The organism is Pseudoalteromonas sp. SM9913 (genome assembly GCF_000184065.1).
GTDB classification, from domain to species: domain Bacteria; phylum Pseudomonadota; class Gammaproteobacteria; order Enterobacterales; family Alteromonadaceae; genus Pseudoalteromonas; species Pseudoalteromonas tetraodonis.
On the sequence record NC_014803.1, the window covers coordinates 1,324,774 to 1,342,406 of the forward strand.

Genomic DNA, 17,633 nt, shown 5'->3' on the forward strand with positions numbered 1-17,633 from the left:
AATGATTAAAAAAGTTTTAAAAGGTAATACGTTTACATTGCACTATGTATGTTAGCAACTAATAAATAACCAATAATTAACAAAACTCCTTGTAATTAGCCCTAAAACTCGTAATCTTACGGTAATAATAATAACAAGGGACTACCCACGTGGCTCGAGGACTTAAATTAGCCAGTACATTCTCAGACATATCCACGCAACTGCGGCGCTTCGTGTCTAAAATTGTGTTGCCTGACGATGTTGATGATATTGTTCAAGAAACCTTTGTTAAAAGTTATGAAGCTGAATTAAAGCAAGATATTCAATACACCCGTAGCTACATGTTAAAAACAGCTAAACACCTAGCACTTAATCATATAGCTAAATGGGATAATAAATTTAGTACCCCTTTAAACCACGAAACTGAACTTCCCAAATTGCTTAAATCAATGCAATTAGAAGACGAATACACCTCTAAAGAACGTTTTTTATTATTTTGTCGGGCGACTGAGCAATTAAGTCCTGTTGTAAGAAAGTGCTTTATTTTAAAAAAAGTCTATGGAATGAGCCAAAAAGAGATCGCACAGCAAATGCAGCTAAGTCAAAGTACGGTAGAAAAACACATTGCCAAAGGGTTATTAAATACCATGCTATATATGCGCGAACAGTCACACGATGAGAGCGACCATTGCCAACAAAGTGCGGACATAATGAGGGCAGCAAAATGAATAACATCCATCAATTTACCTCAAAAGAATTAATATTAGAAAAAGCATCGCAATGGATCAGTGCTATTGACCGTGGCCTTACAAAAGAAGAGCAGGAACAATTTAAACTGTGGATGCTACAAAGTACTGCTCATCAAAATGCGGTGTATGAATTAGCTCAGCTTTGGGATGACCTGAGTGTACTTAACGAACTCAGCGTATTATTTCCAAATAAACAATCGGCTAATAGCAAAACAAAGCCTGCGTATGTATTTGGCATGGCAGCAAGTATTGTTGCTGCATTAATGATGTGCAGCTATTTATTGCTAAATATAGATAGCAATTTCAACAAAAATTTAGCCAAGGTAAATTATACAAAAATTTATAAAACAAAAGTTGGTGAGCAAGCAACCTATGTTTTACCAGATGGCACAATTGTACAACTTAATACCAATAGCTCATTGGAAGTCGCTTATAGCCAAGGCCGTAGGCAATTGTTACTAAGTCGTGGCGAGGGCCGTTTTAATGTTGCTAAAGATGCATCACGCCCATTCAGCGTGATGGCCGGTGATAAAAGCTTTACCGCTCTCGGTACTGTATTTAATGTGCAGCGCAATACTTCGTCAGATCTCGAGCTGGTTGTTACTGAGGGTAAAGTGATGATCACCGATCCTAGCGTTGCTGTTAATGCTGATGATTTTAAAGCGTATCAACAAGCTGATAATAACAATCATGAAATTCGTCAAATTAATGCCAATATCGTGATTTCCGGTGAAAAAGCAATTATTGAACAAAGCGTTACCAAACCAATCACACAGTTATCGGTTGATGATGTGCAGCGTGACTTAGCTTGGCAAAATGGCATGTTGATATTTAATGGTGAGCAACTGGTTGATGCCTTAAACGAAGTTAGCCGTTATACCGCTACGCGGTTTGAACTATCATCTGATGAGTTAGCCCGTATAAAAGTGGCCGGTGTTTTTAAAGCGGGTGATGTGGCAGGGCTGTTAGAGAGCTTACAAAATAATTTTTCGATTGAACATGAACGTTTAGGCGAGCATGTTGTTAGCCTAAAATATCAAAAAAAATCATAGGTAATCGTAATGAAAATCACACCATTGTTAATCAATGTTGCTCGTAAGGGTGTAAAAAGTAATTTAAAGATTAAAAAAATGATAAAAAACTATAGAGGATTTTTGTTTGCTAACTGTTTATATAAGTTGCGCAGTAACCATACGTGCCATTTAACTCAATTTGGCCTTGTTGCACCGCTGTTTTTAAGTATCAGTGTGTATGCAAGTCAAACCGAGGGGAAAATGATGCAATTTGATATAAAAGCGCAACGAGCAGACAAAGCCTTAATAGAATTTGCTAAGCAAACAGAACAAACTGTGGTTTTTTCGTATGAACTTGCCAAGCAATACGAAGCAAATTCGTTGTATGGATTTTATTCTCAACTTGATGCACTAAAAGCATTACTGGCTGAGACACAGCTCGATGCGGTTGTTGATCAAAATGGTTTACTGAGTATTAAACTCAAACAAATCAATAGGAAAGATAACAACATGATGAAGCTTTCAGGAGTTAGTGCAGCTGTATTACCTGCTTTACTTGCAGTTAATTCACAAGGAATCAATGCCGCTGAACAAAGCGCAGAACAAAACATCGAAAAAATTGCTATTGTAGGTAGTCGTGTGGCAGGGCGCTCAGTTGAAGACTTACCTGTCCCCGTTGATATTTTAAGTGCAGAAGCACTCGAAAATACCGGCCAAACAGAAGTTGGCCGCATGCTTCAAGCTATTGCACCTTCTTTTAACTTTTCAAGTTCATCTATCAGTGATGGTACTGACGCATTAAGACCAGCAACGCTACGTGGCCTAGGGCCAGATCAAACGTTGGTATTGATCAATGGTAAGCGTCGTCACCAAGCCAGTATTATTCATATTAATACTTCGGTGGGGCGTGGTACGGCGGGTACCGATATGAACGCTATTCCAGCCTCAGCAATTAAACGTATTGAAGTACTGCGTGATGGCGCTGCGGCTCAATATGGTTCTGATGCAATTGCCGGTGTTATAAATATTGTGCTCAAAGATGGCAGCGAAGGTGGTAAAGCCGCTATTAACTACGGTGAGTATTCAGAAGGTGATGGCGAAACTGTTAACATCGACTTTAATAAAGGCTTTGCTTTAGGTGACAATGGTTATTTAAATACAACTATAAACTACCGTGACCGCGCACCAACTAACCGTGCAGGGCTTCATGGTTCATGTCAATTTTATGGTTGTACTGAGCTCAGTGACGGCACGTTACTGGCAGGCGACCCGCGTGAACTAACCGCGCCACGCGATACATTTAGAATTGGCGATGCCGACTCTCAACAATTTGGTTTAACGGTTAACACCGGCTACGAATTAGGAGCGGGTGAACTATACGGTTTTATTACCTACTCAACGCGTGATAACGAATCAGCAGCATTTTTCCGTCATAATGCCAATGCCGGTGGTAACCCAGTATTACAAGATGGTGATGCGACAGTTCCGGCTGGCTTTTTACCAAAAATAAACACTACGATTGACGATATTTCATATAACTTTGGTTATAAAACGCAGTTTGATAACGACTCAAGCTTAGACTTATCGTACACCTATGGTGAAAACAGCATTGATTACACCACTAGCGATACGATTAATGCCTCTTATGCCAACTTCTTACGTTACGACCAAGGCTTAAGCGCTGCAGATATTCGCGCCACTATTCCACGTGAAGGTTACGCGTATGGTATGGAGTTATCACTGCAAACAATTAATCTTGATTTTACTCAAAATTTTGATGATTACTCATTAGCAATGGGCGCAGAAATACGCACCGATGAGTACCGTATTTTAGAGGGCAGCGAATACGCATACCGTGATTACGATACCAACAATGGTGTTAATATTTATGATGGACTGAGCGGTGGTATTGGTAGCGAAAATGCATCAGGTGGCACACAAGGCTTTGGTGGTTCATCGCCAGCATCGTCGGTTGATGAGTCGCGCGATGTGATCTCGTTTTATTTAGACGCTGAAGCTTACGTTATTGAGGATGTGATTATCTCAGGGGCGTTACGTTACGATAATTACAAAGGATTTGGCGATACAGTTAACTTTAAACTCGCGGGTAACTGGTCATTAACCGAAGATATTTCACTTCGTGGTGCATTAAGTTCAGGCTTTAGAGCGCCTTCAATGCAGCAGTTGTACTTTAACAACATCAGCACGCAGTTTGTTGTTGGTCCTAATGGCAATTTAGTGGCTGAAGAAGTGGGCACGTTTAGAAACGATTCAACCCTGGCGCAAAGTTTAGGTATTCCTAAATTAACAGAAGAGAAATCTCAAAACCGCAGTTTAGGTATTGTTTATAATGTAAGCGATAATATTAATGTAACGCTTGATTACTACTCAATCGATATTGACGACCGTATCGTAATTAGTAATCGCTTAGGCAAAGGTTTATCAAACAGCCTTGATGCCGCGTTACTGAGCTCGGGTGCTGGTGCAGGACAGTTTTTCTTAAATGGGGCTGACACAGAAACGCAAGGTATCGACTTTGTAGCTACATGGAATACAGAAGGTCTAGGCGGCACACTTGATTTTACTTTAGCGGCTAACTTTACAGAAACCGATGTGGTGTCGTTATTTACACCTGCAGGTTCTGGGCTTGAGACCGTGCCAGTTGATGATGTGTTTTCTGATCAAGAAATTTCTATTATTGAAGAATGGCAACCAGAAGATCGAATTAACTTAAGTGCACTTTATCGTCGCGACGACTGGACCGTAAACCTATCGCTTAATCGCTTTGGTGAATACACAGTGGAAGATGGCGGTCGCCAGACTTATGGTGCTGAAATTTTAACTGACATCAAAGTAAATTACTTTGTGACTGATGACTTATCGGTAAATATTGGCGCAAATAACTTATTTGATGTTTACCCAGATGAAAACACCATAGGTAATTCACGTTCAGGCACAATTGTAGATGCTCAAGGTAACACCATTGTCAGCAGCGATGGTGTATTTAAGTACTCACGTCGTTCAGCGCCATTTGGCTTCAACGGTGCTTACTACTACTTAGGTGCAGAGTACCGCTTTTAATAAGGGTCTGTTGACCTTTTTGGATTAAAATTTGTTCAAACTAGGAGCGGTTTAATCGCGGCGCGAGGTTTGTAACCTAGTGGGCTAAGTAAAAACCGAGCAACAAAGAGTAAATCGCCCCTAGGCAGAACCCTTCGGGCAGCGCCTGTTTGGTATTGATGCAGCGTTATCGCCTATTTATGGGGAATAACCACACCACATAGGCTCTGCCTTGCCTAAATACCAAACAGACTGCTGCAAATTCAACCTTAAAAGGTCAACAGACCCTAATAACTCTCCTATTGTTATTTAACAACCAAAGGGCCGTAAGGCCCTTTTATAGTTTTTAAACTTAATGTTTTTGCATTTTACTCATTTCAGCATGGCAGCTCTGCATAGTAAGTAATACTTTTGATAACGCTGCTTCACAATCATGTGATTGAGGCTTTTTTAACGCTGTTTTGATTTCTTCTAAGGTTTTATCTTCTACTTCTTCAAGCTCTTTAATGTAGGTTTGGTCGTTATCGCTAGTAAATGTACTGAGCAAAGCGGTAAATGCTCTGCGTGCTTCTACCGCGAACGAAGAGCCATCTTCACGTGCACCTTGTTGATTAATTGCATAGGGTTGTAAGCTTTCAACACTTACTTTGCGGGCGTCGATCATGCGCTGAAATAATGCACTTACGCTAGGATCTTGTACTTTATCTTGTGCTTTTTCGTAAAAGTCGATACCGCTATTCATTACTTGGATAATGTCGGTGATATGATTTATCTCTTGTCCATGATGGGTGCTCATAATAATGACCTCTGTTAATTTAAAATACATAGATAACTAAGCAAGCGGCATTCCAATGCGGTTTTATTTTTTTAACTAATTGTTTTTCATGGTTTTATTATTGTGAAGAGGTCTAGGCAAGCTTGCTAACATGCTGCTAGCAAGCAAAATTTACATAAAAGCATGTAAGAAGGTTATTTAAGCTCTTCAGCTACTTCGGCCACTTTTTGACGTAACCAAATATGGCTAGCATCTCTGTGTAACAAAGGGCTCCATATCATATCAAGTTCAAATGGTGGAATTGGAAAGGGTGGTTCAAGTATTTTAAGCCCCGGATCGTCTACATAAATATTGGCCGCTTTTGAAGGTAAAGTCGCCACGAGGTTTTTTTCTTTCGCTAAATGAATCGCAACATGGTAGTTACGAGTAAAGGTGGCAATATTTCGATGCTTCCCAAAATGTGCGAGCGCTTCGTCAACCCAACCCAGCTTTTGCACATCTTTAGGATCCATGCCAACCCCAACACCAAAGCCTGTTTTACTTACCCAAATATGACGGGCTTTTAAATAGCTATCTAGGCTAAAGTTTTCAATAATAGGGTTGTCGGATTTTACTAAACAGCAAAAGCTATCTTTCCAAATTCGCTTATGATGAAACGATTGCGGTAAGTTCTCAAAGCGGTTAATTGCCATGTCTACTTTACCGTTTTCTACATCATGAAAAGTTACATCGCTGGGCGTTAAAATATCTAATGTGGTGTCTGGGGCTTCTTCATGTAATTTCCCTAATAAACGCGGTGCCATGGTACTGGCTGCATAGTCACTGGCCATAATTCTAAACACGCGTTTACTTTGTTTAGCTTCAAATTCGCGATTAGGTGCTAGCGTTTCTTCAAGCGTCATCAAAATACCGCGAATAACAGGCTGTAACTCAATAGCGCGCTCGGTCGGCACCATACCATCGCTGGTACGCACTAAAATAGGATCGTTAAAAAGGTTACGTAGGCGTTTAAGTCCATTACTCATTGCCGGTTGAGTAATACTAAGCTGGTTAGCAGCACGAGTAACGTTACATTCGCGCAGTAATGTATCGAGGTAAACCAGTAAATTTAAATCTATTTTACTTATATTCATTGTGTGTCCTTAACGTTTACCAGTAATGGATAAAACGCTGTGCTGTAGGATAGGGATAAATATGACTCACCTTTCCATTTTTTATATTTTGTTGTGCTTGTTTCCAAAAGCTCACATCAAGTAGTTCTGGGTGCGTACTGGTTAAAAATTGTTTATATGTTGGGTTAGGCATTACAAAGGTACATAATTGCTCTGGAAATACATCTTGCGGAGCAACCGAGTAACTTTGTTCATCCATCAAATAATCATCATAACTTTTTGCTTTGGGTAGTGCTCTAAAGTTCATGTCTGTTAAATATTGCACTTCATCGTAATCATAAAAAATAATACGTTTGTGCTTACTTACACCAAAGTTCTTTAACAGCATATCGCCAGGGAAAATATTCACGGCAATCATTTCTTTAAGCGCCTGGCCATACTCTTCAATGGCATCGGCGGCACTTTTTTCGTCTGCATTTTCTAAAAACAAATTAAGCGGTGTCATTCGCCGTTCAATGTATAAATGTTTTATGATTAACCAGTCACCCTCAATCACCATCGATGAGCCAATGGTTTTGTGCAACTGTGCTAACAAGTTACTATCAAATCGTGCCAAAGGAAATACGACGTTTGAATACTCTATGGTGTCAGCCATTCGGCCAACACGGTCATGACTTTTAACCAGTTGATAGCGTTTTAATACCGTATCGCGACCAAACGGCTTACTTTCACCAAATTTATCTTTAATAACTTTAAATACATAACCAAACGAGGGTAGGGTAAATACCATCATCACCATACCCGGTGTACCGGGAGCAATGGTAAATTCATCATTAGAATGGGTTAAATGATTCAAAAACTCGCGATAAAACTCGGTTTTACCTTGTTTATGAAAGCCTATGGCGTTGTAAAGCTCGGCGAGGGTTTTATTAGGCATAAGTTGATTTAAAAACCGCACTAACGCTGAAGGAGCATGAGTTTCTACCATAAAATAGGCACGCGCAAAGCCAAAAATAACGCGCATTTGCGACGACTTTGTAAGTAAGGCATCTAAATAGAGGCCTTTATCTTCATGGTGTAACACGGCAATAATAAAAGGCTGAACGCCACTTTGTGATACAACGCGCCCCACAATGTAAGCGGCTTTATTACGATAAAATGGGGTATGTAATATATCAAAACGCATTTGCCAATGCTGGTGGTGTGTATCGGGTGCTTGTTTATAAAAGGCTTTAACTAATAAACGAATATCGCGTTCTAGGTTGACAAAGTCGGCCTTAAAATCAAAGTGATTAATAATACGCTTAATGGTGGGCTTTAAACCATCTACAACAGGAAAATAACTACGGTATTCAGCTTCAACGGGCACAGAAGGCGCATCTTTGAGCGTGGCTTCTACAAAAATAAAGTCATTGTGAAAATAGCGGCGGTGGTACAGGCGGCAGAATACTGAATTATAAAATGTTTCAGCAAGTTCTGCTTGCGGATGAAAACATAAAAAGTGTTGGTAAAGCTTTTTCACTTCAAGCCATAAGCTCTCGTTTAGCGCGTCTGTTTGCTGGCGTTCCCTTAGTGTTTTTGTTGTTTCGTTTACCCGATCATCGTAATAGCTTATACGCAGGCGACTTATATCATTAATAGCTTGCCAGTCTCTTTTAGCAAAAGCGTAGGGAGCCTTGGCTGTTGTTCTTTGAAACAGCAAATAATGCTTTTTAAAACCGGTTAAAATTAATTCAGCAATTTGGCGTGGTTGCATCAGTACTCCTTAATAGACGCCTTTAGGTGTTTAGGATAATGCCGGTGGTTATACCAATTTTATTAAAAACATGATCATTCTAGCGTTTTAAATAATCCGCTAGCTGCGTTAAAAATTATTTATATAGAACAACTATGTATCATAATTTTCGCCTTGTTATCGACTTATTTCTTTGTCGCTATAATAGATCACTAATTTAATGCAATTGGTATTAGTATTAAATCCGAAAAAGGTGGTCAAAGGAAATTACACCACTAAACACACAATAGAGTTTATGCTCTATAGATGTTAAGGGTATGTTATTTTATATTTAAAACCAAGCTAATTAAGATGATATTTATTGAAGTTAGTCTGATTAAGGTTGATAGGCATCAATCTTTTTTTGTAACTTTTTAATACGCTTTTCAATCAATGCTTTATCTTTTTTATATTGCTTATCTAATTTTTTCTGTGTGTTTCTAATATCTTTGCTAATACGCTTTTTATCATCTGCGCTCAATATATGATTTAAACGCTGCTGTTGTTTAAAATCAGCCCTGTCTTTTTCTCGTAAAAGTATTGCTAACTTATGCTGATTACTGCGCAGCTCTGCTTCTAGATTGGAAATAATCGTATCTCGTTCCAGCTCGTTTAACTGTTTGGTATAGTTTATTTCTTTACCGGTTTGCTTAGGCTCAGTGGCGGTTATTGTGTGTGAGGTAGCATTATCACTACAGGGAAACTGAGAGAAAGTGGTGCCTTTGGGAGTGACGCACTTGAAATAGGTGGTTTGAGCTAATGCAAGAGAGCTAAAACATAAAATACAGACAGTAATGATCAGATTAATAACGCTGAACATAATGATTATCCTTTGTATATTCTGATCGAGTTAATAATTTTTAATAATAAAAACTATAACCTAGCTTGGGGGGATAGCAAGTGCAAAGGAGTAATAACAGAAACTAAGCGAGTCAGTTTTAATGACTCGCTCGTATTATGAGGTGCTATTGAGAAAATGTTTTAAGCTTTTTAATACCATGCACTAAGAATGGAATATCAAGCCCTTGTTCAATTGAAAACCCTTCAGCGGCAGAGATATTTCTAAAATTTCCATCACGATCAATAAGCGTGATTCTATCTTTTTTATAAGCAATCACCACGCCTTGCGAGTAATTAACCCCAATATTATTACTTTTACTGTACAAGTTTTCACCCAGCATAGTTTGCTGCGCAAGCGCATTACAGTTTAAGTATTGGCCAAGGCTCGTAGCGATAATATCGCTGGGCTGAATTAAACCGTTCACCTTAGAAATAAATTTATCGGAGCTGTACAATGTTGACGTGGTTACAATTTCATTGCTATTTTGCGAGATACTAAAAGCAAAAAATTCAGTAGCGTCATCACGTACAGTGGCGTTTTCAGCCCCTTTGACAATTCTTATTGCACTGTCTTTGTGTGCTTGCTCGTTAATAAAGCTCAGCTCATCAATACCGGCCACTTCCACACTACGACGTTGGCTTTGCCAAACGGGTAAAGTTTGCTGCTCAATAATGTTCGTTTTGTAAAATGCTGGCAAGCCGTACACAAGCCCAAATAACATATCACTATGATCGGTGGGTTGTAAAAATTGCGTGTTTTTATAAATACTTTGTTGGCTGGCAACAAATTTTGCTAGCTGCTCGTCATTATCAAACACCAAGATATCAACTTTTGCTGCGCTGTAATCTTCACATTTTTCTAATGGAGCAGGTGCTTGATAATTAATACCTTGGTTATTAATTTTAACGTTGTGCGCTTGCTCGTAGCTTTCAACATCCAGCAAATCGTTTTTAGCGAGTAAGCTTTTTGCCGTAGTCGGGTACGAAAGCGGTAGTACATTATCTTGTTTAGTGATATCAAATTTTAAATTGGCATCAGCCCAAATATGAATGCTGTGGCTTAGCGCAAAACAAATCACTAAAAATGAACCAGCATAACGGGCAAATTTAAACTGTTTCAAACGCCCTAAATGATGCCAAGTAAAATTACTAACAGTCAATTGAAACGCTAATATTGCTAACACTATGCTGCCTGCTAGCAAGGTAGTAAGTGCGGGTGAGTTTGTTACACGATGCCACAACAGTGAAATAATTTCAGGCAGTGCAGAGGCATTTAAATGATAACCTAAGTTAAAGTAGACGTAAGCGTCTAAAGTCAGTATTGAGGCCCCGACAGTTGCAATCACTGCTGCCATACCACGTATATGCCGTGGGTAGGGGAATACTAAACTCAAAGGGAAAACCGTCAGCACAAACGCTAAAAATGCAATAAAGCTAGTGTGGCTTAGCCAAGTAACCATCATATAGGTTATACCCATATAAGTGGTCGGTGGCGAATCGGCAAATAAATAGCTTAAGCTAATTAAAAGCGCTAAGCCAATATTGGCAAATGTAAACCAATGACCCCAACTTAATAATTGACTCGCTTTCGATGAAAACTGGTTGTGCTGCGATAAATTCATAGAGTTTACTTAACCGACTGCGCGAGTGCTTTTGCAAAGTTCTCGGTAACGGCTTGTCTTTTCCCTGTTGGTACATGCTCTTTTAAGATATGCGTGATAGAATTTCCTAAACACATAAGACTTAAATCAACCGGCGCATTATGTTTTGATAAAACATCAATAAGCTGATCGACGATTTGTTCTACTTCTTCATTAGAGTATTTTGATAAGATTGGCATCAGTTGGTTCAATAAAAAGAGTTATATTCCCGTATTTTAACACCAGAGGCGTGAAAAACAAAGATGGCAATAGATGTTAAAAAATTAGTCGTTCACTATGTAGACAAAAAAGACGACGACACTCAAATTCACCTTCGTAACGACGAAATGACTATCAACGATAAAGTGGCTGTATTCATTGAGCAATTACACCATGCCTACAATGGCAAGCCAGGCAAAGGGTTTTGTGCTTTTAGTGGCGAAAAAAACAGTATTGTTGCCTCTACTATGCAAAGCTATCGCAATAATGAGCTTGGCTTTTGGCATATGACCGAGCAAGCATCAACGGTATTAAAAGAAGAGTTAGATAAATACGCCTTTAACGAAACCGGCTATTTAGTATTTTGTCATTATCAGTACGTGGCGACTGATTATATGTTGATTGCCATGATCAATATTAAAGAGCATTACTCAATGACCTCTGAGCTTGATTTAGCCGCATCGCGTCATTTAGATATTTCGCGTATGCAATTGGCTGCTCGTATTGACTTAACCGCATGGGATACCCAGGCAGAAGACAATCGTTATATTTCATTTATTAAAGGTCGTGCAGGGCGTAAAGTCGCTGACTTTTTCTTAGACTTTTTAGGTTGTGAAGAGGGCATTGATCCTAAGCAGCAAAGTCAAGTGATGCTCAATGCGGTAGAAGACTACTTATCAGAGCAAGAGTTTGATAAGTCAGAAAAAGACGAGTTACGTAAGCAAGTATTCGATTACTGTAACGACTGTGTTACCACGGGTGAAGAAGCTAATGTGAGTGAACTTTCAGCAACGCTTACCAAAGGCGACGACAACCCGTTTGAAAGTTTTTGTAAAGAGCAAAGCTATGACTTAGAAGAGTCATTCCCGGTTGATAAAAAAACGGTAACCAGCATGGTTAAATTTTCAGGCTTAGGCGGGGGAGTCAGTATCAGTTTTGAGCGTAAGCATTTAGGCGAGCGTGTAACTTATAATGAATCCACTGATACGTTAGTGATCAAGGGCATTCCACCAAACCTAAAAGATCAGCTACAGCGATTTATGGAACAACAGCAAGATTAAACTCACAACGGGCTGCGAGCTACGGGTTTCGGGATCAGGCTCGTAATCCGCACCTTTTAGCCCGCTAACTTTTTTGACTCTAATCTTTGGTTTTTTAATCACAGAGAACACCGAGGCGCTGCGCGCTGCACCGAGAATACAAAACAAAACCAATACCCTGTACTTTTTAATTTCATAACATTTGTATTTAATCATTTCCTCTTTTTTCTTCTACCCTCTGTGGTAAATAAATCACTAAAATCTTATTGTCATGCTTACGGCAAGTTGCGAGCTAAGGGGTTAGGGATCAGGCTCGAAGCCCGCTCCCCGCAACCCGTTAACTTTCGATTGTAACTTTACCCTCTAAAAGCGCAGCGTCTCTTAGCCCTCTTTGTGAATAATTTTCTTAAATATCTAATTGCACTGAGAGAAAAGAATGAGGAGTAAATGAGAAGATAAAACAGGTATTGCAGATAACTGGTAGACATAGAGCTTGATCTCGTGTGAAGCGAAGCTTCGAATGTTGATACGACTCTATAAAAGTGGACACTTATTTAAGGAATAAGTGTTATGAAAATCAAAACTAGGCGTAGTCATTCAATTGAATTTAAAACAAAAGCAGTTGAACAATCGTTAGACTCTCCAGATACTGTTAATGTAATAGCTCATCGGCTGGGCATTAACCCTGTCTTATTATCTAAATGGAGACGAAAAATGACGTCAAAAAGTACATCTAACCCAATTAAAAACCAAGGCCCTGATAAGTCATATAAAGATTTGGAGCGCCAAGTGCGTAAGCTTGAAAAGCAATTGGAAGATGCGCAGTTGGAGAACGATGTGTTAAAAAAGGCGAAGGCCTACTTGGACAGCCGAAAAGAATAAGATTTGAGTATATTCACCAAGCTGCGACAGCTAAGAAAACGATAAAAAAATTATGCACATGGTTGTCAGTATCAAAAGCTGGATATTATAAATGGCTAAAGCAATCATTAAGTCAACGTGCGTCAGAAAACGACTCATTGCTTGAGTTTTTGAAAAAAGTAAGTAGTGATGAGCACTGTATTCCGGGCTACAGAAAGTTGTGGAAAGCCGCTATAGATAATGGGTATGAGTGTAGTAAAGGCCGTGTGCAGCGATTACTGCAGAGTATGGGTTACCGCTCAGCCGCGGGTAAACGCCGATATACCGGTAGCGGAAAAAAGCAGGGGCATATCACTGCAGAAAACTTATTGGGTCGTGAGTTTAGTGTTGATGAACCCAATACGGTATGGGTGTCAGACATAACGCAAGTTCGTTGCAGAGAGGGTTGGCAGTATTTATGTGTAATTTTAGATTTATACTCACGCAAAGTCGTTGGTTGGGCAACAAGTCGAGTTAACAGCGCAGACTTGGTGATTAGAGCGTTAAAAAAAACATGGGATGCACGTAAACCTGATGGAAGTCGCTTATTATTTCACTCAGACCAAGGCAGCCAGTATCGTGCAAAAGAAACAATATCGTGGTTGAACAACCGACAGGTAACAATTAGCATGTCGAGAAAAGGGAATTGCTGGGATAATGCCTGCTCAGAAAGCTTTTTTGCCCAGTATAAAAAAGAATGGATGAACAATTTAAATGAACTGAGTCGTAGTGAAATGACAGTACAAAGTCGCTTTTATATCGAAAACTACTACAACTCAGTAAGAATGCATGGCACGCTAGGAAAATGTGAGTCCCATGCAATACGAGTTAATGAATTAAAAACCCGTGTCTACTTTATGGGGGTCGTATCATGTTTTAACCTTTAACCTTTAACCTTTAACCTTTAACCTTAAGTCTTTACTCCTTACCCGATCCTCGCAGCCCGAATCCCGTTTGCCAGTTACATAAATGCCAGGCATTAAAAAACCGCGTTAAAATCAATTAACGCGGCTTTTTTAATGCTTTGAGCTAAACTCAGTGCTTATTCAGCACTCAGCGTTTTAGTCATTGCTGAGCTTGCACGACCGGCAGGTTTTACCGAGCCAGGGCGAAGGCCGCTGTCAGGGATTAACTCACGTTTGTCATGTGCCATTGCAACCGATGTATGCTTGGTTTCGCTATCGGCTACAGGCGCAGGCTGTGCCATTGGCGCACTTGCATGTCCTGCTGTAATCACTGTTTTAGCGTTTACATTAGCTGAACTCGCTTGCGAAACTGCCTTAGGTTTATTTTCAACCACAGGTGCTTCTTTCGCTTCTACAGGTGTTTCAGTAGCGCTAACCGGTGCTGTTTCAGCTTCAACAGCAACTTCTTCAGCTGGTACTGGTTCTTCAGCTTTTACTGGTTCTTCAGCTTTTACTGGTTCTTCAGCTTTTACTGGTTCTTCAGTTTTTACTGGTTCTTCAGCTTTTACAGGCTCTTCAACTTTCGCTAATTCTTCTTCAACAATGTTTTGTTCAACTGCATCAGAGGCATCAACGGCCGTTTTATGTGCTTTTGCTTTTAGCTCTGCTTCGTATTCAGCAGCGGCTTGATCCGCAACTGGAATGAAAGCAGGCGCTTCATCAGACTTCTCTTGCGTGCCTTCACCTTCAGGACGACGACGACGTTGGCCAGATGCACGAAGATGACGCGGTGAACGACGTGAGCGAGTACGTGTTTGCTCTTGCTCTTCATCTTGTGTTGCCACGTTATCGTTTGCATCAACAACAGCCTCAGCTTGTTCTTTAGCAGGTACAGGTGCTTTTTCATCAGATACCGGCGCTTGCTTTTCAACAACAGGAGCTTGCTCTTTCACTTGTGACTTGTCTTCTTTAACCACTGGTTGCTCAACAGCTTGCTCAGTTGTTTGAACTTGCTCTGTGCTTTCGTCTTGTACGCGAACTTTTTTACGTAAATTACGACGTTGACGACGTACCTTAGGCTTTTGCTCTTTTGGCTCAGCATTCTTATCAGATTTAACTACAGTATCCGCATTTTGAGTTGCCTCTGCTTTTACTTGCGTTTTATCTTCAGTTTTATGCTCAGGACGTTTACGCGTATTTGAATTACGACGGCGCTTATTGCGATTCTCATTCTTTTCTTGCGTATCATTTACAGGCGCCGACTCATTTTTAGCTTCAGCGTCTGCAGTACGTTCGTTACGCGGTTTATTACGAGGGTTATTATTACGACGACGTTGGTTGTTATTACGACGACGATTATCATTACCACGGTTATTACTAGGGCGATCTTGCGATTGCTTTTCAGTCTGTTTTTCTGATTTTTGCTCAGTATCAGACCCAAATAACGACTTAATCCATTTACCTAATGCGGCAAATAAACCAATTTCAGCTTTTGCTTCTACTACCGGCGCAGCTTTTGCTGCCGCTTGTGGAGCAGGCGTTGAAGGCATAACGACGCCTTTAAGCTTCGGCTCTTCACGAACAGGTGCCGCTGGCGATTTAGACATTTCAAATGCTTCAGGCTCAGGCGCAACAACTTGCTCGTAGCTTACAGTTTCAAGCGTTTCATCTTTACGTAAACGCATTACTTCGTAGTGAGGTGTTTCCATGTGTTGATTAGGAATAATCACTACATCACATTTATGATGCTTTTCAATACGGTGAACGCTACGACGTTGCTCATTCAATAAATAAGCGGCAACAGCAACAGGCACTTGAGCATTAACTTGAGCGGTGTTGTCTTTAATCGCTTCTTCTTCAATTAAACGAAGAATAGACAATGCGATTGATTCGTTAGAACGAATTGTACCTTGACCACTACAACGTGGACAAACACCTTGGCTTGCTTCGCCTAGTGAAGGGCGTAGGCGTTGGCGCGACATTTCAAGTAAGCCAAAGCGAGAAATTTTACCAATTTGTACGCGCGCACGATCTGGGCGAGCAGCATCTTTTAAGCGGTTTTCTACTTCACGTTGATGACGTGGAGGTGTCATATCAATAAAGTCGATAACAATTAAGCCACCTAAATCACGTAAACGAAGTTGACGTGCAATTTCATCTGCCGCTTCTAGGTTGGTGTTAAGCGCTGTTTCTTCAATATCGCCGCCTTTTGTTGCTTTAGACGAGTTGATATCGATAGAGGTAAGTGCTTCAGTAGGGTCAATTACAATAGAACCACCTGAAGGTAAGCGCACTTCACGTTGGAACGCAGACTCAATTTGGCTTTCAATTTGGTAATGTGTAAATAACGGTGTATCACCTTGATAAAGCTTAACGCGACTCATGAAATCAGGACGAAAACGCTCTATGTGCGCTTTAGCTTCTTCAAAAACACGAGGCTTATCAATTAAAATTTCGCCAATGTCACGACGTAAATAATCGCGAATTGCACGGAAAATTACGTTGCTTTCTTGGTGAATTAAAAATGGTGCTTTTGCACTGTCTGCCGCTTGTTGAATGGCTTCCCAGTGGACTAATAATGCTTTTAAATCGTAGTTTAGTTCTTCAAACGACTTACCAACACCTGCGGTACGTACAATTAAGCCCATACCTTTTGGAAGTTCTAAGCGGCTTAGCGACTCTTTAAGTTCAGTTCGCTCATCACCTTCGATACGGCGAGAAATACCGCCAGCGCGAGGGTTGTTAGGCATAAGCACTAAATAACTACCTGCCACGCTGATAAAGGTAGTCAGTGCTGCCCCTTTTTGGCCGCGCTCTTCTTTATCAACTTGTACAATAACTTCTTGACCTTCTTTGATCACGTCGCGAATATTCGGACGACCATGAAAGGTGTAACCTTGCGGGAAGTAAGTACGGGCAATTTCTTTTAAAGGAAGGAAACCATGACGATCAGCACCGTAATCAACAAATGCTGCTTCTAAAGATGGTTCAATACGTGTGATTTTACCTTTGTAAATATTGGCTTTTTTCTGTTCGTGACCTGGGCTTTCTATATCTAAATCATATAGGCGCTGGCCGTCAACCAGTGCTACGCGCATTTCTTCTTGCTGCGTTGCATTGATTAGCATACGTTTCATAATGTTACTCTACTAGTTTGTGTCGCTGACATGACGATGTTTTCTCGCCTGTTCAGGTGTTCCTATTTTTAGAATGTGCAGCCTCACGACTGGGTCTTTAACGGAACGGCTCTGTATTTAGTAAGCAGTATTTTAAATGCCGGCAAACAATAGGGTGTAATCACGCTATTAAATTCTAAGGGGATACAAACGTGTCGGCTGTTTAGCTCAATACTCGTTTTATCCAGAAGTTGGCCTGTCATAACAATCTTATTAAATGCATTCATATTAGGTGCGTAGGGCTCTTTAGCTTCAAACCATAGTTTCGTTTTTAAAACTACCGTTATCGTTTTTATGAGCAAAAATCGCTACCGATGTTAATGAACGCTTATTTATTAGATTTTTTTAGTTCTAAATAAGCTGCTGTACGGTACTACAATATTTGAGCGAATTCTGAACGGCGTTTTTTTACGCCGCCACTATCAGACAAATTATCTGTTCATTGCTTTTA

The 17,633-nt window shown here is 40.2% G+C and carries 12 protein-coding genes; 5 read left to right on the forward strand and 7 right to left on the reverse strand.

The annotated features are described in order from the left end of the window. Nucleotides 1-149: 149 nt before the first annotated feature. Genes PSM_RS06075 through PSM_RS06085 form a run of 3 tightly spaced genes read left to right on the forward strand, consistent with a single transcriptional unit; the run spans nt 150 to nt 4,822 of the window. Nucleotides 150-707, forward strand: a complete 558-nt coding sequence (locus PSM_RS06075; protein WP_013464680.1) for an RNA polymerase sigma factor — start codon at nt 150-152, stop codon at nt 705-707. Further along, the gene (locus PSM_RS06080; RefSeq protein WP_013464681.1) at nt 704-1,780 is read left to right on the forward strand and encodes a FecR family protein; all 1,077 of its coding nucleotides are present in this window, start codon (nt 704-706) and stop codon (nt 1,778-1,780) included. The genes PSM_RS06075 and PSM_RS06080 overlap by 4 nt, the downstream gene beginning before the upstream one ends. A gap of 9 nt (nt 1,781-1,789) precedes the next feature. Next, nucleotides 1,790-4,822 (forward strand): TonB-dependent receptor plug domain-containing protein, encoded by a 3,033-nt coding sequence (locus PSM_RS06085; RefSeq protein WP_013464682.1) that lies wholly within the window; start codon nt 1,790-1,792, stop codon nt 4,820-4,822. A 331-nt stretch (nt 4,823-5,153) separates the two neighbouring features. Here PSM_RS06085 and PSM_RS06090 read toward each other — a convergent pair whose 3' ends face one another. The 6 genes from PSM_RS06090 to PSM_RS06115 form a co-directional block, all read right to left on the reverse strand. Beyond that, entirely contained in the window at nt 5,154-5,597 is a 444-nt protein-coding gene (locus PSM_RS06090; protein ID WP_013464683.1) for a ferritin-like domain-containing protein, read from the reverse strand. A 173-nt stretch (nt 5,598-5,770) separates the two neighbouring features. Further along, the gene (locus tag PSM_RS06095) at nt 5,771-6,709 is read right to left on the reverse strand and encodes a LysR family transcriptional regulator (RefSeq protein ID WP_013464684.1); all 939 of its coding nucleotides are present in this window, start codon (nt 6,707-6,709) and stop codon (nt 5,771-5,773) included. A 16-nt stretch (nt 6,710-6,725) separates the two neighbouring features. Then, on the reverse strand, nt 6,726-8,444 hold the full coding sequence (aceK, locus tag PSM_RS06100; protein ID WP_013464685.1) for a bifunctional isocitrate dehydrogenase kinase/phosphatase: 1,719 nt from the start codon (nt 8,442-8,444) through the stop codon (nt 6,726-6,728). 355 nt (nt 8,445-8,799) lie between these two features. After that, nucleotides 8,800-9,282: a DUF4124 domain-containing protein gene (locus PSM_RS06105; protein WP_013464686.1), complete on the reverse strand. Its 483-nt coding sequence runs from the start codon at nt 9,280-9,282 to the stop codon at nt 8,800-8,802. 145 nt (nt 9,283-9,427) lie between these two features. Next, entirely contained in the window at nt 9,428-10,924 is a 1,497-nt protein-coding gene (locus tag PSM_RS06110) for a DUF3413 domain-containing protein (RefSeq protein ID WP_013464687.1), read from the reverse strand. A gap of 5 nt (nt 10,925-10,929) precedes the next feature. Continuing rightward, nucleotides 10,930-11,142: a DUF1414 domain-containing protein gene (locus tag PSM_RS06115; RefSeq protein WP_008109847.1), complete on the reverse strand. Its 213-nt coding sequence runs from the start codon at nt 11,140-11,142 to the stop codon at nt 10,930-10,932. A gap of 63 nt (nt 11,143-11,205) precedes the next feature. Between PSM_RS06115 and yejK the strand changes: the two genes are divergently transcribed. Both yejK and PSM_RS18590 read left to right on the forward strand, forming a co-directional pair. Further along, nucleotides 11,206-12,222 carry a nucleoid-associated protein YejK gene (gene yejK / locus PSM_RS06120; RefSeq protein ID WP_013464688.1) on the forward strand — a complete coding sequence of 339 codons (1,017 nt, stop codon included), beginning with the start codon at nt 11,206-11,208 and terminating at the stop codon, nt 12,220-12,222. Nucleotides 12,223-12,771: 549 nt separating this feature from the next. After that, a protein-coding gene (locus tag PSM_RS18590) for an IS3 family transposase (RefSeq protein WP_236613530.1) occupies nt 12,772-13,988 on the forward strand; the annotation gives its coding sequence in 2 pieces (ribosomal slippage) (nt 12,772-13,042 and nt 13,042-13,988; 1,218 coding nt in all). 155 nt (nt 13,989-14,143) lie between these two features. Here PSM_RS18590 and rne read toward each other — a convergent pair. Further along, a complete protein-coding gene (rne, locus tag PSM_RS06135; RefSeq protein WP_013464690.1) occupies nt 14,144-17,143 on the reverse strand; it encodes a ribonuclease E in 3,000 nt (999 codons plus the stop codon). Nucleotides 17,144-17,633 lie beyond the last annotated feature (490 nt).